A 25,903-nucleotide genomic window follows, 5' to 3' on the forward strand; every position below is an offset into this window, starting at 1 on the left:
ATATTGAACTCGAAGGGTTTACCCGCTAGCCCATAGATGGTTGTTGTAATGGGAATGCGGTCGCCGATCTTCCAGCCGAAGCGCTTCATGGTGACCGCTCCGACAATCGCGCCCTGGCGATCTTTCATCCGACGGCCTCCTTCACCACTCCAAATAAATTCATTGGCGGCTTGAATGCCGCCGCCTTTACCCTTTTGAAAATCAGATTTCTAGGCGTTTCCCCTTATTGGATCGATCAGGGGCAGGGCTGATGCTGGTCACAGTGTCGGGTCGGAGATAGTGTTTACAATGTCCGCGGCCAACGTAGTTGAAATACGCCCAGTTGGGCCAGCCGGCACAACCGGGAGCGCCTACGCGCGTGGCCGTCCGGCAATCCTTAATAAGAGGACTTGCATTACTCCACGTTCTAAGAAGCTGAAAATAGTTCAAATGCCCGCATGCTTGCCGCAGCTTGTCAAAGCCGACGTCATCTCGCAGTCGACTGGCTTGTCTGTCAAGCATGTGTACCGCCTGGCGCAACAATGCCAGATACCTCACTACCGCATTCTTGGATCAGTTCGATTCAATCCGCGAGATTTCGCCGATTGGCTCGATTCTCACAAGATTGCGGCCTAACCTGACCCGGCGACTCGAGCGCCGGGTCTTTATTAATACCACTTCATCGCGTTGATTCGAGCCTGAGTTTGTTCGTTTTCCGCGGGCCTTAGATATCTCATCGTCGAGGCCAGGTCGCTGTGGCCCATCATTGCCTGAACGGTTCGCATGTCCACGCCCGAACGAAGAAGCTTGGTACAGTACGTGGCGCGAAATTTATGCAGGAACCAGTTCCCACACTCGGGAGGCTTGAGCTGGCAACCCTCGCATCGCCCGCAATGCAAGCCGGCTTTTCTCACCAGGCGCTTGAGCGTGCGCAGCATGTGGCTGTTCGGCTTGTTGCTTCGCGAAAATATGAGGGTTGAGCTCCCTGCATGTTCTTTCTGATAGGCCATCAACCCATTCAGTAGATCGTCGTACAGTGGCAACTCGCGCTCTTCAAAATCCTTCAGCCGAAATCCCCACTTCTTTACTTTTGACCGTAGCCTCAAGGTCTTCCTCTCGGGATCTATATCGTCCCATTCGAGGTGCATGGCTTCCTGCTCCCGCACGCCGGTCTGCAGTAAGACTTTAAAAAGCAAGCTTTCTCTCGGAGCAGTCACGGCCTTGAACAACGCGTTCAATTCTTTGTCCGTGTAGATTTCGGGCATCGTCTTGTCATATTTCGGCGGTTTCGGCAGTTCTTTCGTGTCCAATCCGCAGTGAAGCAGAAACGCTTTGACGCTTGCGTGCCTGTTGCTCACCGTCCTTGCACTCAGTCCCCGTGCTGCCAACGCCTTTTGAAAGGTGACCAGGTCTTCCGGCCTTAATTCGTCGACATACCGTCGGCCGGTCACCTCGATGAATTTGTCGCAGGCCAGCTCGTAGACCTCTGCGGCTTCGAGCGATCCTCGATCCACGGTGGCGGCCAGAAACTGCTTCAGCTTGGCGGCCAGCAGATCCCGCGCAGGATCGATGGGGTCGACCTTGAGTTGCACTTTCGCGGCCGCGAAGATTACGGAAAGCTGGGATTCCTTCTTCATGCGCCGGGCCTCCGCAGCGGCCGGGCTGACACCCTTCAGTGCCTCGAAGACAGGTCTTGATCCTTTGCAGTACCGGAGAGCGTAGTAGCCCGTCGGGTGTTTGATCTCCTGCCCCGCCACGACTGCCATTCCGGGCTTCACCCGGCCGTTGGTTGCGTAGGCGGCCGGGTAATACCGCCAGCCTTCTGGGGTTCTGACCCGGCGCATTAAAGCCACTTTTTGGTTGGCCACGGTGCTCGAAAACCTCGAAAAACTATAGCAACGCTATAGCAAGGGCCGATGTGTCGTCAAAATACCCTGTGTTTATTGGGGTTTTGTGAATCCGGCTTCCGAGTCCCCCTCTCTCCGCCAGAAATTTCTCTCAACTTTCGCCCTTTCAATAACTTCCTTAATCGTCAATCACTTGCATTTGTCGGACACGCGACAAGATGTGTGCATTCTTTACAGGGTTTGCACTCTTTCCAACCTGTGAAGCTAAAAAACCCGACAATCCGACAACGAATCTGCTGCCCGTGGTGACTCGCTCCTTGAACTGAATCGAAGCATAAAGAGCCACGATCATGGCGGTCAGATTCGGCCCTGAGCAACGCCCTCTTACCATCACCAAATCCCCACAGACCCGGATGATCGACTTCGCCCTTGTAAGGCAGGAAGAACCTGATATCAAGAGGCTTCAAGGCCGCCTCATCGAAAGCCAACGAACGTTCGACATCGCTGACAGTCAGAACATTGCTTGCTCTCATCAATCCGCGACTCGGGAAATTCAATGTTACGAGCAAGGGCGGGATTCTCCGTCGATCGTATTTTGATCGAAGGATTGCGCTGCCGTATCTGTTTTTGCTCTCGCTCAACGTGGCCGGGCTGGTTATGGCCGAGCGCCGCTATATTGCCGACCCTGTGCACCGCGACACCATTTTGATGAACGCCGCATGGTGCGGTTACAGCACCATGATTCTGCTGGTAGCTGCTTCGGTAGCATGGGAGAGGCGGCAGCTTCGATCGGGAGCGAGCCTGCGCGTCAGTCTACCTGCCTCATTCAAGCTATCGAGTGAGCAACGGGTTGACGGCAAGACGGTCTTGATCTCGCACACAAGTGTAACCATCAAGTCCGACGAGGCGTTCGACCTGGCACGAGGAATGTCGATTCCGTTGCTGCTCGGCGACAGAAGATTGTATTGCAAAGTTACGGCGCTCGTGGCGCACAGTGCGGGGCGGCGTCAGCATCTCTATCTTCCCGATCTCAGCGATGAGCAGGAGAGACAGCTCGAGAGACTTGCATATTCAAACAGCAAGCGATCACTACACAAATATCAGGCCACCGATCGTCCCCTTCGCAGCCTTTTGCAGATCTTTTTGTTGGCAGTTCGCGGCGTATGAACGGGGCGCAAGCGGGAGACTACCGTGTGGCTGCGGGCGCGGCCCTTTCTGCGCATAAATTCGATCTGGCCGATCGGTATCTCCGGAGAGGTCTCGAACGGTTTCCTCATGATCCCGGGCTCCTGCACATGACGGCAAGGCAGGACATCGCACGCGGAAACTACGATGAAGGAGAGCAAGAACTGAAGACCGCTTTATTGGCTGTGCGGGAGCAGGACCCAGCCGTGGTACCGGTGACTGCAGCGGCAAGCGCAAACGAGAGCGCCGCGGCCGCCAGCCCGCAAACAGTTCGCGATGGATCGGAGCAGGCAGGCTCGACGCAGGCCGCCCCGCCATGCAAGGCGGAGACGTCTCGCGGCGCTAATGAAGCACGCATCAGGCCGGCGAGTCTCGTGTTTCTTGTTTCGCACGCTCAGAAAGCCTATTTTCGATATGCGGCCTTTCAGGAACCGCAGCAACCGCAACAGCCGCAGCAACCTGAACCACCGCAGCAGCAGCCAGAGCCGAGACAGCCTCAGCAACAACCGACACTACCTCAAGCTCAGCAAGCACAGCAACTGCCCCAACAAACGACACAATTTCAGACTCAGCAGCCGCAGCAACAGCCACAGGAAGAACAGATGGAGGACGAAGTCGAAGCCGTTCAAAACCGGAACACGCCTGTCACCACCACTGGCGGCGTGGGCACCGGGAAAATTGGAGATCCCGGAATTGATCAGCTCATCATCGGTGATACGCTCCTCGGTTCAGCGTATACGTCATCCAATCGCTTGCGGCTGGGCATCGAGGCACATGGAGTCGTTGCGTACAGCGGAACGCCTGACGGAAGTTCCACTCTGATGTTCGGCACGCTGCCGGCAGGCGCGCTATTCGGCGAGCAGTCGAAGGTTGGCTACTCGGGTCTCGCGCAGTTGTCGACGAATTCCTTCGGAATGGCTTTTGGAACAACGCCACAGGGCTTCGCTATTCATAACCTGATCGGCGGAATTCATTATCGGCCACTCAATGGGTGGCTGGCGATTGATGGTATGCGCGACAGCGTCAAAGATAGCCTGCTCTCCTACGCCGGCTCGCGCGACCCTGGTACCGGCATCCGGTGGGGTGGCGTTATCTCCAACACCGGCACGGTCAGGTTTGACTCGGCCCCATCCACCAACGTCCGCTATAAAACCATTGGTGAATATGCGTCGGGGAGTTATTCGTTTATCCAGGGGCGGCACGTACCCGATAACTGGAGCGTGTCAGGCAGTGCCGGCTTGTACTGGCAAATCGTGCAGGGCCTGACGGTGGGTGTCAACGCCAACGCGATGCATTACGACAAGGACCTGAAATACTTCTCGTTCGGACAGGGAGGATATTTCAGCCCACAAGCGTTCTATCTGGCATCGATACCGATCTCGTGGTATTCACGTCATCCGAGATTTGAGTACGAAGTCAAATTCAGCGGAGGCGTTCAATACCTGCATGAAGCAGCCTCGGTGTTCTACCCGGCTTCCCCGGGTTCAGCGATTGTCACGCAGGGCACATATGCATCCGACAACAGCACGGCGCCTAATTATGATGCCGTGATCCGGATGGGTTACCGAGTCGCACCGCACGTTTACTTCGACACATTCGCGACAGCCAACAACTCCCGAAACTACTACACGCAGAGCGCGGGCTTCAATCTGCGGTTCATGGTGGGCCGAATCCCGACCAGTACCGATCTGCGCGTGAATTCGATTCCAGACTGGACGGGGAAACAGCCGTTTTCAGTCCAATGAGCCATGCTAGTCGCCTCCTCCGCTCTGCACGTCGCCGATACGGCGAACCATTGAGCTGTTGAACTCGAGCTCTGTTCTCGGCAAGTGGCCATAGAACCGCTTTTGCGGACGAGTGATTTTTGCCAGTTGTTTGCTCCCCCTCTCCGCCGGCACCGTTTCCCGCCCTTACGATTCAAAGCTGCTATCACTCTAAAATTCAATGAATACAAGAAAGCCCGAAAACTCCTCCAGCGCGAGCTCATTGTCGTCCGCCTGTCACTGCGCAAACCTGTAAAGGAAGAACTCCTTCGGCTGTCGATGTACTGCTTCGCGAGTTGCGAAGAAACTCTCCCAAGAATTCATATTGATCGCTGGCTATGTAGTCCACGCCGGCTTTCTGCGCGGCATGCCACCGCAACTGCGCGGCTGCAAGCGCCCCGAAGTTGTAGCTGCGGAACCAGCCATTACAGCTTTCTTCCTTATCGGTTGCCCCGTCGAGGGTATAGAAGCGGATCCAGAGTCCGTGGGAATGTGCGTGCTGCACAAGAAGACGAAGGCGCTCATCGTCAGCGGAAGTCCAATCGCCGGCATGCTGCTGGCCGCCCGCCTCCACTACGCTCCAGGGATTGTTCCACCAGCGCCGATAGTTGGTGGCCGCGGCAGGTTCGAGGGTTTCAGGGGCGGCCATGGGGTTCTTCGAGTTGGTATGGACGGCGCCGAAGACAAGCAGCTGATTTCCCACGGAGACGTCATCGAAGAAGACCTTCTGCTGTGTGTCTGACTCGCCGGTAAGCACGAGAATCGGTCGAACCGTTAGGGCCTGGACTTTGTTCGGATCCGATGTTTTTGGCGCTGTCGTGATCCAGTCCTGATATTTCGTCAGCAGCGTCAAAACAGCCTGAAGATGTGCCGGTTCCTCGGTCTTAAAGTCGAGATTGAGCGTGATCAGCGGCCAGTCTCCGTGATCGCCTTCCTTGAGAGCGCGCTCCACGATGGGGCGGACACGGTCGAAGAAGTAATGCTCCATGGTGGGCTCGTGGCCACTGATCGGAGCGCCGTGGGCAACGATGGACCAGGATTTCCCCGTTCTTGCGTCGGTGTACCAATAGAGATCCTGCTCAATTGCAAGCGGTGTTCCTGCAGAGAGCGCGCGGTCAATGCGGTCGTACCACCATTCGTAATACGGATAACAGTTGTGCGCATCCATGACGGAGCGGCTGCCGGGGACAGATTGATCGCCCGGCCCTCCTTGCGCGGTTGCGGTAAGCACGGAACAAGCGAGCACCGCAAAAAACGGGGCAGGGCGCATGATCTTCCTTTCGTTATCGAGTGTTTTCCGACGCGTAGTCGATATAGATCGGGTTACCAAGTAAAAGCAATCGATCGTTCACATCACGAACCTCGACGCGGAGAAAATGGCGGCCACCGTCGGCGTGCCATTCGGCGCGAAGAGTTTGATTGCCAGTGGAAATGGGGAGCGAGGGGAGATCCGGTGATGTCTTGCCGTCGACGACGAAAAGGAGCGATCCGCCATCGCATGCCAGCACATGAACTTCGACCGAGACAGAATCTCCATTGCGCGGTTCGAGATCCCCACCCATTTCCGCAGATGCCGACCCGGCGTTCGCTTTCATGTCGAGCATCCGATCGCGTGAGCCAGTGACGTCAATGAATACACGACCGGAGCGGATTCCATCGAGAATTCCTGCGACCGAAAGATTTTGCGCGTAGACCACAGTGGTGGGATAGCCAACGGAGCCCGGCCTCTGTTGCGGCCAATCGGCATGATGGTTGTCGCTGCCTCCAATCGCCGTGACCCGGTGGCCTTGGCTAAGTTGCCGCTCCCAGAACTGCGTAGCGGGGTGACCACCGCCATTGATCACTTCGATGGAAGTAACAAGATCCATGTCTACGGGCTTTGTGGGTGTCCAGCCGCAACCCATGCAGATCTCGCCAGTGGGAGATTCCGGATGATTGATAGAGACAATCGCGCCGAGACGACGCGCGCTGCGGAACATGGCATTCACATCGGGGACCGCGGCAGTTCCCACGCGATAGTCGATAAAGCGGCTTGTGCCGAAGGCATTCGCGTGACCGTAGAACGTCGTCAGCTCTCTTCCAGGAATGAACAAGAGCTTGTCGAAGTACGGCTGGAGCTCGCGTTCGTCATCGTACTGCGAGGTGGTGTTGTGATCGCTGATGGCGATGAAGTCCAGACTGCGGCGTGCAGCAGCTTCCGCAGTGAGGAAAAGTGGGCATGGAACAGACTTGCCAGTTTGGCTGGGGCAGCTTCCGTCGCTATGCGCGTCGTGCATGTGCAAATCGCCGCGATACCAGCCGGGTATGTCGTGCAGAGGCTGCTCAGTAAATGATGAATCGTCGAGCGCTCGGTTGAACCATACTTCGGCGCGCCAGTGAGACGTGACGCCGGGGCGAATGTTCGGGACAGCAATGAGAAGCTTCCAGCGGCCCGCCGGAATGGCTCCGGGCAGATACGAAGGTGTGGCATCCGTATCGCTGAGCGTGAAGTGGTCCTTGTTGCCGCCGCTCGCTCCCCGAAAGCGAAATGGGTCGGCGATTCCAAGATCGAGCACGGTGTGTTGGTCGTGACCGAGGTTGTGGAAGGAGACGGTGATGCGATGCACGCCGGCCGGGACGGTAAATGGAGCATCGATATACGTCTGGTTCTGCGAGGGATGAACCTCGCCATGGAGGACGAGGTTTGGTGGTGCGGGAGATTGTGGAGCGGCCAGGGGCGCAAGAACGAGCGGCAAGAGCGACAGCTGTCGCCATCGTGTGGGCATGAATGAGCTCTCGAAAGGATGTCCTGAAGCCGGGCGGAAAATGTCCCGGCTCCAGGAGCAGGATGGTATCAGAAGGAAAGTCGCAATGCGAACTGCATCACGCGCGGATCGCCCGAAAGCGAGGTGATGCTGGCGACGCCGCCGCTGGTGATGTTGCCGTTCGGCTGACCAAACAGCGGGGTGTTGGCCACATTGAAGACCTCCCACCGGGCTTCGACGTTCCAGCTCTCGCGAATGGGAAACTCTCGCATGAGCGCGGCATCAAATACATCGGTGTGCGGTCCGCGAAGCGAGTTCCGGCCCACGTTGCCGACTGTGCCCACATCGGTGATTGCAAACGCATCGGAAGTTCCCGAAGGCGCTTTGGCTCCGCAGACGGAGTCTTTGCCGGCATAGAACCAGCAATCCGGATCGCTTAGAACATGCGGCTTGCCCACCAGGTTCGGTGTAGCCGTTGTGTAGCCGTAGGGATCGAGAATGGAGTTGTGATTTCCATCGTTCTCGTTTACCTGGAACGGATGGCCACTGTAGTAGGTGTACACGCCGGAGGTCGTCCAGTTTCCGAGTATCCACGATAACGGGCCTTGCTGCAGCATGGCTTGTCCACGGCCGAAGGGCAAAACGTAGCGGTAGTTGACGGCGACTCGGTTGGGAACATCGAAATCGCTGGGCCCATACCACGCGGCGTAGTTGCGACCATCCGGCGCATCGCCTGAGTTGGATTCCAGTTCCTGGGGTGTGTTATCGAGACTGCGCGAATGGGTGAATGCCGCGTTCATTTCAAAGTTACTAGAGAACCGATGGGTGAGACTGGCTTGCAAGCCATGATAGTTGCCAAAGCCAACGGGTGAAGTGTATTCGATCTGGCCGAAGTTGGGATATGGTACGGCCCCGGTGCTCACTCCACCCGAAATAATCGGCTGATTGTAGTCGCGGATCACGTCGAGGTGTGTGGACTTAGTGCCCACGTAGTCAACTTCGCCCGCCCATTTCTGGCCAATCTGCCGCTGCACACCAAAACTCCACTGCTGCACGTACGGCAATGGATCGCGCTGGGCCACGGCGCGGATATGGTATGCGTTGAGCACGGCCAGATCCACCGTGCCTGGATCGAGGAAATTCGACGGGAAGCCGACGGATGGGCTGAGCACCGGCGCCGTGTTGCTGGTGAGTGTCTTGTTGATGAGGAACGGCGGGTTGAGGGCGAGTTCGTCTTCGCTGCCAAAGCGCTCGAAGAGCGAATAGTAAATGCCGTAGCCGCCCCGGACCACCGTTTTTCCATCAGCCGAATAGGCGAAACCGATGCGAGGACCGAAGTTCTTCTTACTGGGGTCAACAATTGCGCGGTTTTTGAGAGAGCCGCCCTTCGCGAAGATGAGTGCTCCGGCGGCTGGATCGAAGTCCGCCATCCGGTTTTTCGCCTCAAGCGACGGAGTGGCGAAATCGTAACGCAAGCCGAGGTTCAGGGTCAGCTTCGGAGTGACCTTCCAGTCATCCTCAAAGAATGCCGAAGCCATCCACAGACGCTGGTCAACGAAGAAGACATTGGTGAGCTGGGTGCTCTGCGTATAGCCCAGAAGGCCATCGGCGTAGGAGAGCCCGGTTCCGGAAACGCACTTACCAGGTGCGCTGTGCTGGCACGTAAAGACGCCGGTAAAACCGAGATCACCACGGGTTCCCGGTTCGTCCTGGAAGATGTTGCGCATCGGCAGGTAGATGCTCGTGCCGAGTTTCAGTGTCTGCTTTCCGTGCACGATCGAGAAGGTGTCGTTGTACTGATACTGCATTGGAATCTGACTCTTTGGAAGGAAGTCGGGCGAGCCTTCGAAAGCAAAGTTCGTGAACGAGGTGAGCGGTACGCCGCCACCGATAGCGGGATTGTCGGGAATACCGGGAACAAAACTGCCGGCCGACTGGCTCAGCGTGAAGGGCTGCTGCTGAGCATACGAGAAATCGCGAACCCAGCCAAAGCGGAATTCGTTGATCATGTTCTGGTTCAGAATGTGCGTCCAGCCCAGCACGGCGCTGTGGGATTTTAGAATCTGATTGCCCCACGCGGATGTAGAGGTGCCGTCCGCAAGTCCGCCGAGGTAACCGGGGATGTCGCGTGTGCGGTTGGAGTAGTTGTAGCGGGCGAATATCGTGTCCGCAGAGGAGGGGGTCCAATCCACGCGGCCGTCGTAGTTGTCGTCAAAGTCGGTGAGGAGTGCGTTGCGGATGTAGTTATTGACGTTAGGCGGACTGCCGGCCGTCGTTGTGTTCGGCTGCGGAAAGAGCGCCATCAGGGCTTGCACAGTGGTATCGAGGCTGCCCGAGGGAATTGAATTGTTTGCGAAAGGCTGACAGTTGGAACCGGAGAACGCCGGTTGACACGTCGTGGGATCGAAGACGGTGGGATACTTCACCCCGACGGCGGCGGCAGTGGCAGGGCTGAAGTCACCTGTCCGCTCATTCGGCAACGGGACTGTGGCCGTGCGAAGGACACCTTGCTTGATGCGCGTTCCTTCGTAGTCAAAGAAGAAGAAGAGGCGGTTCTGCAGGACCGGTCCGCCGATGTTGCCGCCAAACTGATTCTGGTTATACTTCGGTTTTGCCAGGTGGTGGCGGTCGGAGAAGAAGTCATTTGCGTCGAAATAATTGTTACGGACGTATTCATAAGCCAGGCCATGAAACTTGTTGGAGCCGCTGATGGTGTTCACTGAGACAACGCCCCCAGGACTCCGCCCATATTCAGCCGAATAGGGATTGCTGATCACGTTGAATTCGGCGATCGTGTCAAGCGATGGATGAGCGGACTCCGTACTCAGTTCCTGCACGTTCTCGGAGAATGTATTGTTGTCGATGCCGTCAAGAATGAAATTGTTCTGCAGCGAATGGATTCCGTTGACGTTGAAATCGCCCACACGCCCTGCAGAGGTAGCGCCGCTTTGCTGAGTGAAGCGGCTGATCTGAACTCCGGGGACGGTGCGAAGCAAGTCATCCCAGTTGCGGAGGGAGAGCGGTGTCTCCTTGATGGTTGTCGAGTCCACGACTGTGCTGATGGATGCATCGTCAGGTGAAAGCAGAGTTGCCGCTGCGGTCACTTCAATCGATTGCTGTGTGGCGCCCACCTGAAGATGAAAGTCTTCGCGCGACCTTTGGCCCACGGAGAGAGTGACTTTCTCAACGAGGGAATCGAATCCGGAGGCGCTGACAGTTAGGTTGTACTGGCCAATGGGGAGATCCTGGAACGAATAGGCGCCCGCTGAATCGGTTTCGACCGTGCGCGTGTAGCCAGTGGCCTCATCCTTTGCGGTTACCGTGACGTGCGGAATGGCAGCGCCGGTCCGGTCGGTTGCCAGACCGGACAGGCTGCCTGTATTGACCTGCGCGTGAATGGTAACTCCTGCTGATATTGCCAGAAGAAGACAGAGAATTCTTGGGAATGGGGAATGCAACATGGGGAATTCCTCTCAATTGTGGGCGGGCAAGCGTTCTTTGGGGATAGGTCGATTACGTGCATGCGGCTCGACCCGACGTTCAAACGCTATGGGAAATGTGTGATGTTACAGGCCAATGAAAGGAGCGTGAAGGAATTTCAAAACTCAAAGCATCGATTGCGCACGCCTACGCCCGCAGAGAGTGGCTAAGCGGCAATCCGGCAAACCTTGAAAGGCTTCGGGCCTCCGCGGAAAAAATTGTTCAGGAAAGTGCCTGGGCGAGTTCCGTTGTCGAACGGGTAAGGGCACTGTTTCGGAAAAAGAGTACCGAGAAACAGACGAAGACGGACGGAAGCGCAATCACCTGCGCGTTATCTGTCCAGGAAAACGATCCAAATAACGTGCGCGCAAAGCTTGGACTAAGCCGAACGAGAGCTGCAGAAAAGTAGTGGCGAACCAGCTTACTTGGCGGCGGGGCTTGCGTCCTTCAGTCCCAAGCCGCGGAGAATCATCATGCCAGGGCACCAGTTGGTAAAGGCCGATTGCAGCAGATTCAATCCCACAAAGGCTGTGAGCCAGAGCCAGTTTGGCGAAAAATAATGAGCGAGGGCGAGGGATAGCAGCACCACCACACCCGCCATCAGGCGGAGACCGCGTTCAACAGTCATCGACTTACTCCTTGGGTCAGTTCCGGTTCGCAGGTGATTTTAGAATTACTCTTCGCGTGAACGATGTAATAGAGAATGGGAATTGTGGGCCACGACAGGAACGTGGACGCGACGGCGCCTGCAATCAGTGAAACTGCCAGTCCTTGAAAAATTGGATCCGTGAGAATCACGCTGGCGCCGACAACTACGGCAGCGGCGGTCAACAGCATCGGGCGAAAACGGATCGCGCCGGCATCAATCACCGCTTCAGCCAGTGGCGCACCCTGACGGCGCCGCAATTCGATGAAGTCGACAAGAATGATGGAATTGCGCACGATGATGCCGGCGCCGGCGATGAAGCCGATCATCGAAGTAGCCGTGAAAAACGCTCCGAGCAACGCATGCGCCGGCAAAATGCCGACCAGCGTTAGAGGAATCGGCGCCATGATGATCAGCGGAACAATGAAGGATCGAAACCAGCCAACAACCAGCACATATATAAGGATAAGAACCGCGGCAAACGCAAGGCCAAGATCCCGGAACACTTCGATCGTGATGTGCCACTCGCCGTCCCACTTCATCGAGTAGTGGTCTGCAGACTCGGGCTGCACGGCGTTGTAGCGCGCGAGCGTGTATCCAGCCGGGAGTTTGAGATTGTCGAGATCCTTGTTCATCTTCAGAATGGCGTATACGGGGCTCTCTTCAGCGCCCGCCACGTCGCCCGTCACATACACCACGCGGCGCAGGTTTTTGTGGTAGATGCTATGTTGGATGGTTTCCGTGTCAATGGTCACCAGCTCTCGTAGCGGAACCATCGAGCCGTCTGCGGCAGGCAGGCGGATGTTCTCGAGCGCCTGTTCGGAAGAGCGGTCGGTCCGCGCCAATTCAACAACGGTCGGAACCGATTCGCGCGATGTGCCGTCATGGAGCAGACCGACCTGCATTCCGGATGAAGCGAGCGCCAATGCATGTGCAACGTCGGCCACCGCAATGCCATGCTGCGCTGCCTTTACCTGGTCGACGTGGATCGTCATCCTCGGCTGAGGATCTTCGACATACCAGTCTGTGTCGACGACGCCTGGCGTGTGCTGGAAGATCGATTTGATCTGCTCGGCTACCCTGGTTTGTCCGTCGAGATCGGGACCGTACACTTCGGCCACAAGCGTCTGGATCACGGGCGGGCCCGGCGGAACTTCGCTCACCTGAATCCTGGCTCCATACTGATTCCCGATCGCCAGGAGAAGAGGACGAAGCCGTTTTGCAATGGTGTGACTTTGATCGTGACGGTCTTTTGCAGATACCAGATTTACCTGGATGTCAGCCTGGTTGGACATGCGGCGCATATAGTAATGGCGCACGAGGCCGTTGAAGTTATATGGGCCTGAAGTGCCCGCGTAGGTCTGGTAGTTCAGGACGTCTGGCTGTTGTGCCAGTTTCGTCCCCATCTCCTGCGCGACGCGAGCCGTCTGCTCCAGCGGCGTGCCATCCGGCATATTGATGACCACTTGCAACTCGCTTTTGTTGTCGAATGGAAGCATCTTCACCCGCGCCAGCCCGAGGGGCACCAGCGCCACCGAGATGAGGAGTAACACCAGGACCGCGATGAAGAAGAGAGCGCGATTCCGCGCCGAAGCAATCAGCGGCGTCATCACTTTTCGATAGAGGCGCGTTCGCCAGTTCTCATGTTCCGGCTCAAGAACGCGGGCTCCGCCGAGGTGTTTTCCCAGCAATCGCATCGCTGCCCACGGCGAAACCACAAATGCCACCATCAGAGAAAACAACATGGCCGCTGAGGCCCCCACGGGGATCGGCCTCATATAGGGACCCATCAGCCCGCGCACGAATGCCATAGGCAGAACCGCAGCGATGACCGCGAAGGTGGCCAGGATCGTGGGATTGCCCACCTCAGCTACCGCCTCCACCGTAACCTCGCTGCAGGAGCGATGCTGATTCTCCGGCAGCCGAAAATGCCGCACCATGTTCTCCACCACCACGATCGCATCGTCGACAAGAATGCCAATGCTGAAGATCAGCGCGAAAAGCGTAACGCGATTGATGGTGTAGCCCAGAAAGTAAAACACTGACATCGTGAGCGCAAGAGTTACCGGGATCGCCAGCAGCACGACTCCCGACTCGCGCCAGCCGAGAAACAATGCAACCAGAAAAGTCACCGACAGCGTTGCCAGCAGCAGGTGTTCGAGGAGCTCATCCGATTTCGCTTTGGCGGTCTCGCCGTAATTGCGCGTCGTGGTTACCGTGACATCGGCGGGGATGGTCACGCCCTGCATCTCGTGCACGCGCTTCAATACTGCATTCGCGATATCGGTTGCGTTGGTGCCCTTCCGTTTGGCCACCGTGATGGTGACCGCGGGATGCTGCACCGGCGCCTGATTCTTAGCCGCTCCAATGTTTGTGGTGCCAAACGTGACATAGTCCGTTGGCTCAGCAGGGCCGTCAACGATTTGATCGGCCACATCGCGCAGGTAGACGGCGCGGCCATGATCCACGGCAACAACGACGGACTCGAGGTCTTTCCGGCTGGTAAAAAGATTACCCGCATCCACCCGGATCTCGCTGTTGTTTTCGGCGAAGCTACCGGCCTGCAGCCCTGCATTTGCAGCCTGCAGCCGCCCGACAATGGTCATCGCCGAAAGCCCGTAGGCGTTGAGCTTGGCAGTGCTCAGAACAACACGCATCGATCGCGGCAGGCCGCCAATCACGCTTGTCTCGGATACATCAGCCACCTGGCTGATGTTGTGCTGGATTTCGTCTGCAATCGCGCGAAGCCGGTAGCCGTCATAGTGATCGCCCCACAGCGTCAATGCGAGTATCGGAACATCATCGATGGAGCGCGCCTTGATAAGCGGTTGGGAAACTCCTGGCGGCATGCGATCGAAATTCGAGTAGAGCTTGCTGTAGACCTTGATCAGCGCGTCTTCCTGCGGAGTCCCAACGAGGAAGCGGACAATCACCAGGCTCTGACCGGGACTTGAGGTGGAATACACATACTCGACGCCGGAGATCTGGTGCACAAGTTGTTCGATGGGAAGTGTCACGCGCTGCTCAACTTCGGCCGGCGAAGCTCCGGGCATCGCCGTCGTGATATCGAGCATGGGAACCAGGATCTGCGGTTCCTCTTCGCGCGGAATAATGGCCACTGCAAACACGCCGAGCGCAAGCGACGCAACAACAATCAGCGGCGTCAGCTTGGAGTTGAGAAAGGTATGCGCGAGCCGGCCTGCGATACCGAGTCCAGGGGTGTGGGGCGTCTCGTTCATGGTTGCGCCTCGATGCGCTTGCCGGCCAGATCGCGATCGGCGGGACTGTCTACCAGCTTTTCGCCGCCTGATATTCCAGACAGCACTTCAACCCGATCGGCCTGAGCCGAGCCCAGAGTCAGATTGCGCAGCTGCGCAATCCCATTGGCATCGAGAACGTAGGCACACGGCAACGAGCCGCGAATCACAACCGCCGAGTGCGGAACGAATATCGCTTGCCTTTCGCCCGTTACGATCGCAGCAGTGCCGTACATCCCGGCACGCAGTTCCTTCAAAGGCGGGAGATCTATCTTGACGAGAAAGCTGTGGCTGGCCGGGTCGGCTGCCGGAACGATCTCCGCAACCGTGCCCGTGACTTCCGGGGTGAGCGCGCCGGTCACGGTCAAGTTCAGCTTCATTCCCTTGCGAACATTCCCCAGAACCGACTCATCGACATTCGTCTGCAGTTGGAGCGGCCCGGCGCTATCGATCTGCAGCAGCGGCACGCCCGGCGCAGCCAGGGTGCCTGGATCCACCATGCGCGCCGTGATCACTCCAGAAAACGGAGCGCGAATGCGCGTATATGCCAGCATCGCTTTTGCACCGCTTACCTGAGCCTTCGCAGCATTGCCCTGGGCCTGCATTGCGTTCGCCTGCGCAGAAGCAGCCTCCGCGCGCCGCGTCATTTCGTCCATTTCCTGCGGACTCACGCTCTTCTCGGCCTGCAGTTGCTTGTAGCGTGCCAGCGTGCTCGCGGCCAGTTCAGCGTTGGTCTGCGCGGCGACCGTCTGGCTCTCTGCCGCGTTTACTGCTGCCTCAGCCTGCTCGTCCGAAGCGCGCAGCGTGGAGTCATCAAGCACCGCCAGCGTCTGCCCTGCCGAAACAACGTCACCTTCGCGGACCAGAACCTGCTGCACCCGGCCAACAACTTGCGCCGACAGGGTTGCAGATTCGCGGGCATGCAGCGAGCCTGTCGCCTTCACAGCAGACGGCGCCTGTTCGAGCCGGCTTTCTACCACCCGCGCTTGCACGGTCTGCGGTGCGGCCGGCTTTGCCGGTTCGCCCCCATTGCAGCCAGCAAGCAGCGCCGATGCAGTCACAAGAATGAATCCAGACAGAACAAGTTTCATTGCAATTCCTCCGCTGCATCGGGAGTCAGGGTCCCGGTCGCGAAAAGCAGTTGGGCATACGCCATGGTGTTGCCGTAGACAGCGCGCCAGTAGTTGCTTTGGCTCTCTCGCTCTGCATCCTCGGCACGCAGCAAATCTGTAATCGTGGCCAACCCGGCTCCATAGCGGTTGCGCAGGATACGCAGACTCTCCGTCGCCTGATCGATCGCTGCGCGCGCTGTTGCGAGCGAAAGCTGCGCCGTCTGCCGCTGGATGTGGGCCTGGCTCACTTCAAGCCGGACGTGCTGCTGGTAAGCCGCGAACTGCGCATCCGTTCGTTCCTTTGTCGCGGTCTCTTTCGCCAGTTGCGCCCGCTTGCGGAATGGCGTGAGGTCAATGCCAATCTGCACGCCCGCCACCCAGTTGCTGCCGCCCGAGCCCGCAAATGCAGGTCGATCCTGTTCCCAATTGCCGTACGCGCTAACCCGCGGGCCGAAACCCATCTTTGCGGAACTGACGGCCGCGGCCTGCGCATTCCTCGCCTGGTTCAAAGAAGCAAGATCGGGCCGGCGCTTCTGCGCGACTTCCAGTTCCTGCTCCAGGGCGTTCTGCGGAAAGCTGTGTTCCTCGATCGGTCGCAGCTTCGTCACCTGCAGGTCGGTCACGCCCATCGCAAGCCGAAGCTGGGCCCACGCGATCTCCAGGCCGCCTTGCGCTTCGATGACCCTCTGCTTGCGCGAAGCGACGTCGACTTGCGCCGACATACGATCTGACTCCACCGCCAACCCGGCCTTCACATGGTCGTTAACGGAGGCGAAAAGCGCCTCTGCCGTGTCCTGCTCATGCTGCGCAATTTCCAGTTGCCGCTCGGCATAGAGCACCGATTGATACGCCTCGACCACGTCGAACACGATCTTCTGGTTGACAGCTTTATCCGATGAAAGCGCACTTTGCTTCATCAAGTCCGCACCGTGAATGTCTTTTTGTGTCTTGAACGAGTCGAACGCAACCCACGATCCGGAAAGGCGCGTAGCAAAGTTCCCCAGCGGCTCAGGGCGATTCAATGCATTGAGACTGAGGTCGGACTGCGCGAACTGATTCTGGCGCAGCTTTGATCCGAAGACATACACGGGGTCGTCTCCGCGCGAAATGTCCTCAGTAAAGCTGACCTGCGGCAGAAGCGCCGTCCGCGCCAGGGAGGCGCTTGCCGTTGCCTCCCTGATCCCCGCGCCGGAAACCCGGCCCTCGGGGTTGTGGCCAAGCGCCTGCTGGATGGCCTGATGGAGCGTCAAGGGCTCCTGTGCACCGGCCATAACAGCCAACGCAAAGCAGACCATTGCGACCAGTTTGGCCGGGAAGATAAGTAATTTCATCGTTAAAACTGTCCTTCTGGAGGCATTCACAGAAAGAAAGTCACGTGACGATCACTTCGTTACATCCAAATCGCAGTTTTTTTGAGAAATCGCGGGATTCCCCGACTTAGTTCCCGACCACAAGAACCTGAAAGCTGCTGTCGACAGCACTCATCTTTAGCGGCGCGCCGTTAATGGGAGGACGATTCAGCTCGGCCCCGTAGAGGACGGTGGCGAGATACACCTCGCCATTGGCGGAATCGATTGCGAGCGTGCGGGCATTCTGGCGGGTAGGCAGAATCTGAATCACGGAGTAGGTGTCGGTCACATCCTGGCGAATGATGGTAAGGCTTCCGTCGCTGTCTCCATTCGACGTAAAGATCAGCCCGCGATTCGGATCGTAACCGATCGCGTCTGCGCCCGGGCCGATCGGCAGGGCAGAAATCGCCTGCCCGTTGGCGGCATTTAGAACCACCATGCGCAGGTTGCTGCATGCCGCGAAAAGCCGGTCATGGGCGGTATCCATGGCAAGCGCGCGTGGGTGCTCGCAATTCGAATCAAGCCGAATCTGCATGGGATATGCGTCTGAAGGCACATTAGCCTTTGCGCCCGCAGTCCAGTCCAGCACAGGAGGCTTTTCGCTCGATCGATCGGGGCTGGGCTGCGCTGTCGCCGTCTTTGCAGCCTTTGGAGCCCGTTGCGCGTCAATAACTCTGCGCACGGCCGAGCCAACCGCCGCTGCATCGAGACGCAAAATCTGGTCGCGGTCGGGAACCGTGATGTAAACCCGCCCGTTGCCATCGCCCTGTGCAAAGCCGAGGCTGCCCGGCAGCACGATCTGCGCCAGTTGTGCTCTGCGCTCGACGTCGATCACGGTCACCGTGGATGCCGCGCCGCCTGCCGCCATCGTACGCGAACTGCCCTCGCGCGGAGGTCTTGTCTTTTGCGTCGGTATCGTCCGTGTTGAGCCGCTCGGCGCGTTTCCCGTCGCCGTCGCCTGAGATCCCACAACAAAAAGCAGTCCGCTGGTCGGGTCGAGAGCCATGGACCGCGGAGAGGGTCCGGTTGGAATGTTCGCGACGACCTGGAAGTCACGCCGATCGAAGACCCGCACCATATCCGCGGGGCCATCGCTGACGTACCCGTAGGTCCCACTTTCATCCAGAACAATGGAGTGCGCCTCACGCAGTCCCTTGACGACGCCGGTCACCGAACCGCTCTCAACGTCGATCACCTGCACCGTGGGGCCGTGCGCGATGAATAACTGGTGGGCCTGCGGGTCCATCGTCATGTAGTCCCAGTCACCAACACCCCCCACGATCCATGTCTTGGTGATGAAGAACGGATGAGAAGGCGTCCCGGTAGGAGGAGGTGGAACAAGGGTCCACTGGGCGGATGCAATGCCGCACACTCCCAACCAGAGGCTCAGATAGATCCTCATCTCACCACCGCTCCTGCTTCTTTGACGCTCTAAGTTATTCTGGCGCTCAGCTTTTTTGATGTTTGGCGACGATTCCTGGTCATGCGTTCGAAACAAATTCACAACTCCGGCAAGTCCAGGGCATCAGAATCGGTATAGCATGGTTCGGCCCTTTCGCAAGCGTGCGAATGTTCCAAGTACCCGCAAACTGAACTATAGAAAGGAAACCTCACGATGGATGCCCGTAAGCTGAACGAAACGGCACAATCCATGGTGGCCGGCGACAAAGGTCTGCTAGCCATGGACGAAAGCACACCCACTGCAAACAAACGCTTCGCCGCCGCCGGCATTCCCCAGAACGAAGAGACGCGCCGCGCTTATCGCGACATGATCGTTACGGCTCCCGGCCTCGGCGATTGCCTCAACGGCGCCATCCTGGTCGATGAAACCATCCATCAAAAGACGACCGCAGGGGTTTCATTCGCCCAGGCGCTCGCGAAAGTAGGCATCATCCCCGGAATCAAGGTTGACGCCGGCGCCAAGCCAATGGCTGCCCACCCCGACGAAAAGATAACCCATGGCCTCGACGGCCTGCGCGAGCGCCTCGCCGAATACGCAGCACTGGGCGCGCGCTTCGCCAAGTGGCGCGCCGTCATCACCTTCGGCGACAGGATCCCAAGCGATGCGTGCATCGATGCCAACGCGCTTATCCTCGCTCTCTATGCAGCTCTCTGCCAGGAAGCCGGCCTGGTGCCTATCGTCGAGCCTGAGGTGCTGATGGATGGCGACCACACCATGGAGCGCTGTGCCGAAGTCACCGAACGAACGCAGCACGCGCTCTTCGCCCAGCTTGTCGCCCAGGGCGTTCTGCTGGAGGGCATCATCCTTAAACCCAATATGGTCGTACCCGGACTGAAGTGCCCGCACCAGAACACCAATGAAGAAATCGCCGACGCCACAGTGCAATGTCTACTGCGCACTGTTCCTGCCGCCGTACCTGGCGTCACGTTTCTTTCCGGCGGTCAGTCGGGCGAACTTGCCTCTGCCCGGCTCAGTGCGATGAATGCCCGCTTCAAGGGCCGCATGCCCTGGGCTCTCGCGTTCTCCTTCGCGCGCGCTATTCAGGAACCGGCCATGCAGATCTGGCACGGCGAAGACGCCAATGTTCCCGCCGCCCAGAAGGCTCTCGTCCATCGCGCCCGCTGCAACGTGGCAGCTCGTCGCGGCGAGTACACCTCTGCAATGGAGAAACAATGACCGGGAAACACTACGTTGAAGACTTCCGCGTCCCGCCCGGCAGCCACACGAGGCTCAGCGACTTCGACCCCGACTTCAAAGGCAGACACAGCAAAGAGAAAGCACTCGCAAAGATCGATGCCCTTCGCGAAAAGATGGATGACCTGCAGCAGAAGCTCTTTGCGGAACGAAAGCGTTCGTTGCTCGTCTGCCTGCAGGCGCTCGATGCCGGCGGCAAAGACGGCGTGGTCAAGCACGTCATCGGCTCCATGAACCCCGACGGCTGCCGCGTCGCCAACTTCAAAGAGCCCACCCAGGAAGAACTGGCGCACGATTTTCTGTGGCGCATCGAGGCGCAAATGCCCAAACGTGGAGAAATTGCCATCTTCAATCGCTCCCACTACGAAGATGTGCTGGTTGTGCGCGTACACAACCTGGTGCCGAAGGCCGTTTGGTCGCAGCGCTACGGGCAGATCAACGACTTCGAACGCCGCCATGCCGCCAACGGCACCGTCATTCTCAAATTCTTTCTCCACATCAGCAAAGATGAGCAATTGAAGCGATTCGAGCAGAGGCTCGACGATCCCGCTAAACGCTGGAAGATCAGCGAATCCGATTACACCGAGCGTGAATACTGGGACGACTATGAACGGGCTTACGACGATGTCCTCGCCAAGTGCAATGCGGAGCAGGCACCATGGTTCGTAATCCCCGCAAATCACAAGTGGTTCCGCGATGTTGCTATCTCTGAGATCATCGTGGCGACTTTGGAATCCATGAACATCCAGGTGCCGAAGCCGACCGTCGATCTCGAGGAGATCCGGCGCAAGTATCACTCCGCGTTGGATGAAGACAAACACGCAAAGGCCGGTCATAGACGTCGAGGCCATGCCGCGCATCGATAGCTCTACAGCACATCACCGATTGCGGTATCCTTAACCCGGTGCCGGCCCCTCCGGCGCTGTTGGGAGTTTGCAATGGGCGAACTGGTTTTGAACGTCAATGGCAAACCTTATACGGTAAACGCTCCGACAGAAGAATCCCTTCTATCTGTTCTGCGTAACCACTTGAATCTCACTGGAACAAAATATGGCTGCGGCGAAGGACAGTGCGGCGCATGCACCGTTCTGATGGATGGCGCTGCAACGCGATCCTGCTCAATACCCGCGGCGGCCGCTGCGGGCGCGAAGATAACCACCATCGAAGGCCTCGAGCAGAACGGCAAGCTCACCGTCGTGCAGCAGGCGTTTCTTGACGAGGGCGCATTTCAATGCGGTTACTGCACCTCCGGCATGATCATGAGCGTCACGGCTCTCCTCGGCAACAAACACGCGTCGAATGAAGAAGAAATCCTCGGCGCAATGAATGGCAACGTCTGCCGCTGCGGGACGTATCCACGCATCCTTGAAGCCATCAAACGCGTTTCCGGACATGCAACCGGTGGAGGTGCGCTATGAGCCCGCACAAATTGCAAATGTTGGAACGCGAAGAAAACTACGACGCCAGCGCGGAAGATTCGACCCGCAACAGATCCGACGTCGATCGCCGCGACTTCCTGAAGCTTCTCGGCGGAGGATTGCTGGTCTGTCTCACCCCCCTGCCGTCGTGGACGCAGGAATCCGGCCGCACCTTTGGCTCTCACGAACTGCCCACAGACATCAGCGCCTGGCTCCATATTGACGCCGACGGCCGCGTCAAAGTCTTCACCGGCAAAGTTGAAGTCGGCCAGAACATCCGCACCTCCCTCGCCCAAGCCGTCGCAGAAGAACTCCGCGTGCCTTTCGATTCCATCGCCATGGTCATGGGCGATACCGACCTTGTCCCGTGGGATATGGGCACCTTCGGCAGCCGCACCACGCCCACCATGGCTCCGCAGCTTCGCAACATGGCGGTCGCCGGCCGCGAACTCCTGGTGGAGATGGCCGCGCAGCGCTGGAACACCGATCCATCAAAGTTGATCGCAGCAGCCGGAAAAATCGCCACACCCGATGGTTCAAAGTCGCTCACCTATGGCGAGCTCACGCGCGGCGAAGCGCTGGTGAAGAGCGTCGCCGGTGATCCGATGCTGACGCCGGCAACGGATTGGAAGATCGCAGGGACACCGGTCACCAAAGCCAACGGCCGCGACTTCGTAACCGGCAAACATCAGTTCCCCTCTGACATTGTGCGTCCTGGAATGATGTTTGGCGCGGTCCTGCGTCCCGGTGGTTTCAACGCTACTCTTGCATCCCTCGACACCAGTGCCGCGGAGAAAATGCCGATGGTAAAAGTGGTTCATGAGGGCGACTTCACCGGCGTCGTTGCCGATGATCCATTCACCGCGGAGCGCGCACTCAAATTGATCCAGGCAAAGTGGAGCGTTCCCGATCAGCAAGGCAACCAGGGACTCTTCGCGTACCTCAAGAACAATCCGGAGGGAAAATCAGAAGGTCCAAATCATGCTGCAGACACTGTGGCGCAGGTGATCGCGGGCGCCGATGTGCAACTCGAAGCCCAGTACACCGTCGAGTACATTGCGCACGCACCGCTCGAACCGCGCGCCGCCGTTGCCGAGTGGAATAACGGCAAGCTCACGGTGTGGACCGGAACGCAGCGGCCCTTCGGCGTACGCGATGAATTGATGCAGGCATTCCAACTATCCGCCGATAAGGTGCGCGTCCTCCAGCCCGACATGGGCAGCGGATATGGTGGCAAGCACACCGGCGAAGCTGCCATTGAAGCTGCACGCCTTTCCAAAGCTGCCGGGAAACCCGTGAAGGTTGTGTGGACACGCGAGGAGGAGTTCACCTGGGCCTACTTCCGCCCCGCCGGCCTCATCGAAATCATGGCTGGCGCGCGCCATGATGGAACGCTCGTTGCCTGGGAGCATCACAACTACAACTCCGGGCCCGCCGCGATTGGCACTCCATACGAAGTCGCAAGCAAGTGCATCCAATACCATCCAACAAAATCACCACTGCGACAGGGCTCCTATCGCGGACTTGCAGCAACCGCGAATCACTTCGCCCGGGAATCACACATGGACGAGCTTGCGCACGCAGCGCAGATGGACCCGGTGGCATTCCGCATGAAGAACCTCAGCAATCCGCGGTTGAAAGCTGTCCTTCAGGCTGCCACTGACAAGTTTGGCTGGGCAGCTGCCAAATCCACACCAGAGCGGGGTTACGGCGTGGCCTGCGGAACCGATAAAGGCGGCTTTGTCGCCACTTGCGCCGAGGTGGCAATCGACCCGGCAACGAAACAAGTTCGAATTCGACGCGTCGTTGAGGCTTGGGAATCCGGTGCGATCGTGAATCCCGACGGACTGCGCAACCAGATGCAGGGCGCGGTCGTGCAGGCCATCGGCGGCGCGCTCTTCGAACGAATCCTCTTCGGCAATGGGCGCATCCAGAATCCGCTCTTTTCCAAATACCGCGTGCCGCGCTTTACCGACACGCCTGAAGTGGAGATCGTATTGCTCGACCGCAAAGACCTGCCCTCGGCGGGCGCCGGCGAAACCGGACTCGTCGGCCTGGCTCCTGCCGTCGGCAACGCAATCTTTGCCGCCACCGGGAAACGTCTGCGCAGCATGCCGATGACCCCCGACGACAATAAGCTGCCAACCTGAGCGACGGTTTTCGATTTACTTTCCGGGCATTGCCTGCAAGGTCCAAGTATTGCCGTCCGCGCTCAACCACGTCTGAAGATCGTCGGTCACCAGCTCAAACTTCGGTGTCGGCGACATCTTGAGAGCGCCCTGAGCGCCGACGGCGTTGCCTTTCTCCACCGCATTCAGGCTGCGAACCAGTACAGCGCGCCCGGTCCATTGAGTTCGAACCGGCTTCCAGTGCTTGCCGCCATCCTCGCTCAGGAACAGCGCACCGTTTTTGTCGAGCGCAAGTGTGCGGTCGGCGACGCTCGCAACAGAAAGCACGTCAAGTCCATTAGGTAGCGATACCTTCTCCTTCTTGATGAACCCAAAGCGATTGGCTGGCACGACCGCTTTGTTTTCTTCGGTCGTGGGTATCGCGTCAATCTGCGCCGGTGCCCCTGTCGGGGCAGGCTGCGTGGGAATCACGGTCTGCGCCTGCACCGTCACCGTTTCCGATTCTGCTCGTGGAGCTGGTGCCGCATTGGTCGTCTTGTTGGCTGCTTCGAGCTGTGCGGCGGACGACTGCTGCAGCATATTCTGCTGACTCGCCGCGTTTTGTTGCTGGAACTGGTTCGTCGCAGCTGGTCCTCCGATGGACGAAGTTTTGGCCCTCGCTGCCATCGTGCCGTGCATCGATCCCCCCGCAACTCCGGGAGCCGTGACTATGGGCGGTGCGGCCGCTCCCAACGCCAGGTCCTTCTGGTCTGCGGGCTTGTTGGCATCGAGCCTTTTCGCCTCGTCCCGCGCCAACATTTGAGGCACAATTTCCCGCTCCGCGACAATGCCGGATGACTTCGCCGGCTTGATCTGCTTAGGCGCATCCTGCGTTGTCTGTTTCTGTATCTCCGCCTTCGGGGATCCCGCCGTTTGCAAAGAATCCGTTGGCGCCACGTTGGCGACGGTCTGCGTCTCGGTTGCCACTCCTTGATAGTGGTGAACTACCGCAAACCCAATGAGCCCTGCGCACGCCGCTGCCGGAATCCACGCCCACCTCCAGTTGAACCATGATGTTCGCGGCTTGATTGGCGCATCCGAGGCAGCAACTACAGGCTGATCTTCCTCCGCCGCTTGCTGCGCCAGAAACACCACTTCGCGGCATCGGCTGCACGCGGACATGTGCGCGAGAATCTCCTCACGCTCGGCCGCAGGCAGCAGTTGCTCAGCGAATGCTGTCAGGCTCTCCGCGTCGGGATGCATTTCGGGTTGGATCGTCGGGTTCATCCTGTCGTCTTCGCCTTATCCTCAAGCGGCTCTCTCTCGGAGAGCATGGCCTTCGCCAAGGCTTCCTCCGCGGCCGCCGGAATCGCTGCAGCCGGTTTCCACGTCTCCTGCTCTTTGAACGGACCAGGGTCCTTACTTTGCAGCAGTTTTCTCAAGTCCATCTTCAAATCGAGATCGCGGGGATCGGTTCCTAGTGCTTCCACCGCTGCCTTGCGGCTCATCCCGCCCTTTTCAAGATTGCGCACCAGTTGCTTGCGAACCGCATCCGTAGCGCGTCGCAGCCTGCGGCTGATGGTTGCTTCATGGACATGCAGCACCTTGCCAATCTCCGCCAGCGTTCGCTCGTCAACGTAATACGCCGCAAGCAAAAACCGCTCCTCCGCCGGCTGATCGTGCAAAGCCGCTTTCACTGCTTGGCGCAGAGAGCCCAGCACTCCCGGCTCGGGATCCATCGCGACCTCGGACAAAGGCGCGTCGTGTACCTCCTCATCCAGCGCCTGTTCGCGATACGTGCGCCGGTAGTGATCGACGAAGCGCTGCGCCAGCGTCGTCCGCAGCCAGCCCAGCAGGGAGCCGCGCCCGCGATACGAGTTCAGCGGACATTTGCGTTCGCCGTGGCGCGTATTCAGCCCATAAAGCTCCGCATAAAACGCGTCTGCCAGATCGCGACCCACCGTCTCGCTTCCGCTGATGGCGATGGCCGCCCGCGTCAGGGTCTGGCCGTATTGCGCCATGAATTGTTCCCACGCGCGGTCGTTTCCCGCGGCGCATGCCTTGGCAAGCACCAGATCCGCCAGCTTCAAACTCCGAAGAAACGCACCCTGTTGTTCCCTGAAGGCCGTTCCCATCGGTGCCGGCGCAAGGTTCTGCCCTTGCGCCGCAAGCAGGACGATGCGATCGAACTCACTCCGCACCAGGCCCCACGCTCCTGCCCCGCACTCTTGCCAAAGCTCGTCGAGCAGCGCAGGATGCACCGAAAGCGGAGCTGCCGAAGTCTCCGCGCCATCTGAATCTTCCTTAGGCTGGATGGGCGCAGGGTCCACGACTCGAAGATACGCCAAAAAAACCCTGC

18 protein-coding genes are annotated in these 25,903 nt (G+C 58.5%); 7 read left to right on the forward strand and 11 right to left on the reverse strand.

The window, feature by feature from the left end; translation table 11 throughout:
* Positions 1-429: 429 nt before the first annotated feature.
* The gene (locus tag WCA10_RS16510) at positions 430-615 is read left to right on the forward strand and encodes a helix-turn-helix domain-containing protein (protein ID WP_472823610.1); all 186 of its coding nucleotides are present in this window, start codon (positions 430-432) and stop codon (positions 613-615) included.
* Between the two features lie 32 nt (positions 616-647).
* On the opposite strand, the gene WCA10_RS16515 is transcribed toward WCA10_RS16510, so the two are convergent.
* The gene (locus WCA10_RS16515; protein ID WP_472823611.1) at positions 648-1,847 is read right to left on the reverse strand and encodes a tyrosine-type recombinase/integrase; all 1,200 of its coding nucleotides are present in this window, start codon (positions 1,845-1,847) and stop codon (positions 648-650) included.
* Between the two features lie 498 nt (positions 1,848-2,345).
* On the opposite strand from WCA10_RS16515, the gene WCA10_RS16520 reads away from it, so the two are divergent.
* Together WCA10_RS16520 and WCA10_RS16525 are read left to right on the forward strand one after the other, a co-directional pair.
* Positions 2,346-2,993 carry a hypothetical protein gene (locus WCA10_RS16520; RefSeq protein WP_472823612.1) on the forward strand — a complete coding sequence of 216 codons (648 nt, stop codon included), beginning with the start codon at positions 2,346-2,348 and terminating at the stop codon, positions 2,991-2,993.
* Complete coding sequence (locus WCA10_RS16525) at positions 2,990-4,756, forward strand: cellulose synthase subunit BcsC-related outer membrane protein (RefSeq protein WP_472823613.1); 1,767 nt, start codon at positions 2,990-2,992, stop codon at positions 4,754-4,756. Before WCA10_RS16520 ends, WCA10_RS16525 begins: the two co-directional genes overlap by 4 nt.
* A gap of 238 nt (positions 4,757-4,994) precedes the next feature.
* Here the strand turns inward: WCA10_RS16525 and WCA10_RS16530 are convergent, their stop codons facing one another.
* The 8 genes from WCA10_RS16530 to WCA10_RS16565 form a co-directional block, all read right to left on the reverse strand.
* The gene (locus WCA10_RS16530; RefSeq protein WP_472823614.1) at positions 4,995-6,044 is read right to left on the reverse strand and encodes a PI-PLC domain-containing protein; all 1,050 of its coding nucleotides are present in this window, start codon (positions 6,042-6,044) and stop codon (positions 4,995-4,997) included.
* Between the two features lie 13 nt (positions 6,045-6,057).
* On the reverse strand, positions 6,058-7,539 hold the full coding sequence (locus tag WCA10_RS16535; RefSeq protein WP_472823615.1) for a CehA/McbA family metallohydrolase: 1,482 nt from the start codon (positions 7,537-7,539) through the stop codon (positions 6,058-6,060).
* Between the two features lie 68 nt (positions 7,540-7,607).
* Complete coding sequence (locus WCA10_RS16540; protein WP_472823616.1) at positions 7,608-10,979, reverse strand: TonB-dependent receptor; 3,372 nt, start codon at positions 10,977-10,979, stop codon at positions 7,608-7,610.
* A gap of 440 nt (positions 10,980-11,419) precedes the next feature.
* A complete protein-coding gene (locus WCA10_RS16545) occupies positions 11,420-11,626 on the reverse strand; it encodes a YgaP family membrane protein (protein WP_472823617.1) in 207 nt (68 codons plus the stop codon).
* A complete protein-coding gene (locus WCA10_RS16550) occupies positions 11,623-14,883 on the reverse strand; it encodes an efflux RND transporter permease subunit (protein ID WP_472823618.1) in 3,261 nt (1,086 codons plus the stop codon). Before WCA10_RS16550 ends, WCA10_RS16545 begins: the two co-directional genes overlap by 4 nt.
* Positions 14,880-15,992, reverse strand: a complete 1,113-nt coding sequence (locus WCA10_RS16555; RefSeq protein ID WP_472823619.1) for an efflux RND transporter periplasmic adaptor subunit — start codon at positions 15,990-15,992, stop codon at positions 14,880-14,882. The genes WCA10_RS16550 and WCA10_RS16555 overlap by 4 nt, the downstream gene beginning before the upstream one ends.
* Entirely contained in the window at positions 15,989-17,344 is a 1,356-nt protein-coding gene (locus WCA10_RS16560; protein ID WP_472823620.1) for a TolC family protein, read from the reverse strand. Before WCA10_RS16560 ends, WCA10_RS16555 begins: the two co-directional genes overlap by 4 nt.
* Positions 17,345-17,450: 106 nt before the next feature.
* The gene (locus tag WCA10_RS16565; RefSeq protein ID WP_472823621.1) at positions 17,451-18,764 is read right to left on the reverse strand and encodes a hypothetical protein; all 1,314 of its coding nucleotides are present in this window, start codon (positions 18,762-18,764) and stop codon (positions 17,451-17,453) included.
* Between the two features lie 213 nt (positions 18,765-18,977).
* Here WCA10_RS16565 and WCA10_RS16570 point away from each other — a divergent pair, with 213 nt between their 5' ends.
* The 4 genes from WCA10_RS16570 (at position 18,978) to WCA10_RS16585 (ending at position 23,586) form a co-directional block, all read left to right on the forward strand.
* Positions 18,978-20,000 carry a class I fructose-bisphosphate aldolase gene (locus tag WCA10_RS16570; RefSeq protein ID WP_472823622.1) on the forward strand — a complete coding sequence of 341 codons (1,023 nt, stop codon included), beginning with the start codon at positions 18,978-18,980 and terminating at the stop codon, positions 19,998-20,000.
* Positions 19,997-20,884: a polyphosphate kinase 2 family protein gene (locus WCA10_RS16575; protein WP_472823623.1), complete on the forward strand. Its 888-nt coding sequence runs from the start codon at positions 19,997-19,999 to the stop codon at positions 20,882-20,884. Before WCA10_RS16570 ends, WCA10_RS16575 begins: the two co-directional genes overlap by 4 nt.
* Positions 20,885-20,956: 72 nt before the next feature.
* Positions 20,957-21,436 (forward strand): (2Fe-2S)-binding protein, encoded by a 480-nt coding sequence (locus WCA10_RS16580; protein WP_472823624.1) that lies wholly within the window; start codon positions 20,957-20,959, stop codon positions 21,434-21,436.
* On the forward strand, positions 21,433-23,586 hold the full coding sequence (locus tag WCA10_RS16585) for a xanthine dehydrogenase family protein molybdopterin-binding subunit (protein WP_472823625.1): 2,154 nt from the start codon (positions 21,433-21,435) through the stop codon (positions 23,584-23,586). The genes WCA10_RS16580 and WCA10_RS16585 overlap by 4 nt, the downstream gene beginning before the upstream one ends.
* A gap of 15 nt (positions 23,587-23,601) precedes the next feature.
* On the opposite strand, the gene WCA10_RS16590 is transcribed toward WCA10_RS16585, so the two are convergent.
* Both WCA10_RS16590 and WCA10_RS16595 read right to left on the reverse strand, forming a co-directional pair.
* The gene (locus WCA10_RS16590) at positions 23,602-24,831 is read right to left on the reverse strand and encodes a zf-HC2 domain-containing protein (RefSeq protein WP_472823626.1); all 1,230 of its coding nucleotides are present in this window, start codon (positions 24,829-24,831) and stop codon (positions 23,602-23,604) included.
* The gene (locus WCA10_RS16595) at positions 24,828-25,892 is read right to left on the reverse strand and encodes an RNA polymerase sigma factor (RefSeq protein ID WP_472823627.1); all 1,065 of its coding nucleotides are present in this window, start codon (positions 25,890-25,892) and stop codon (positions 24,828-24,830) included. The genes WCA10_RS16590 and WCA10_RS16595 overlap by 4 nt, the downstream gene beginning before the upstream one ends.
* Between the last annotated feature and the right edge of the window lie 11 nt (positions 25,893-25,903).

Source organism: Occallatibacter sp. (genome assembly GCF_049582745.1).
Classification (GTDB): domain Bacteria; phylum Acidobacteriota; class Terriglobia; order Terriglobales; family Acidobacteriaceae; genus Telmatobacter.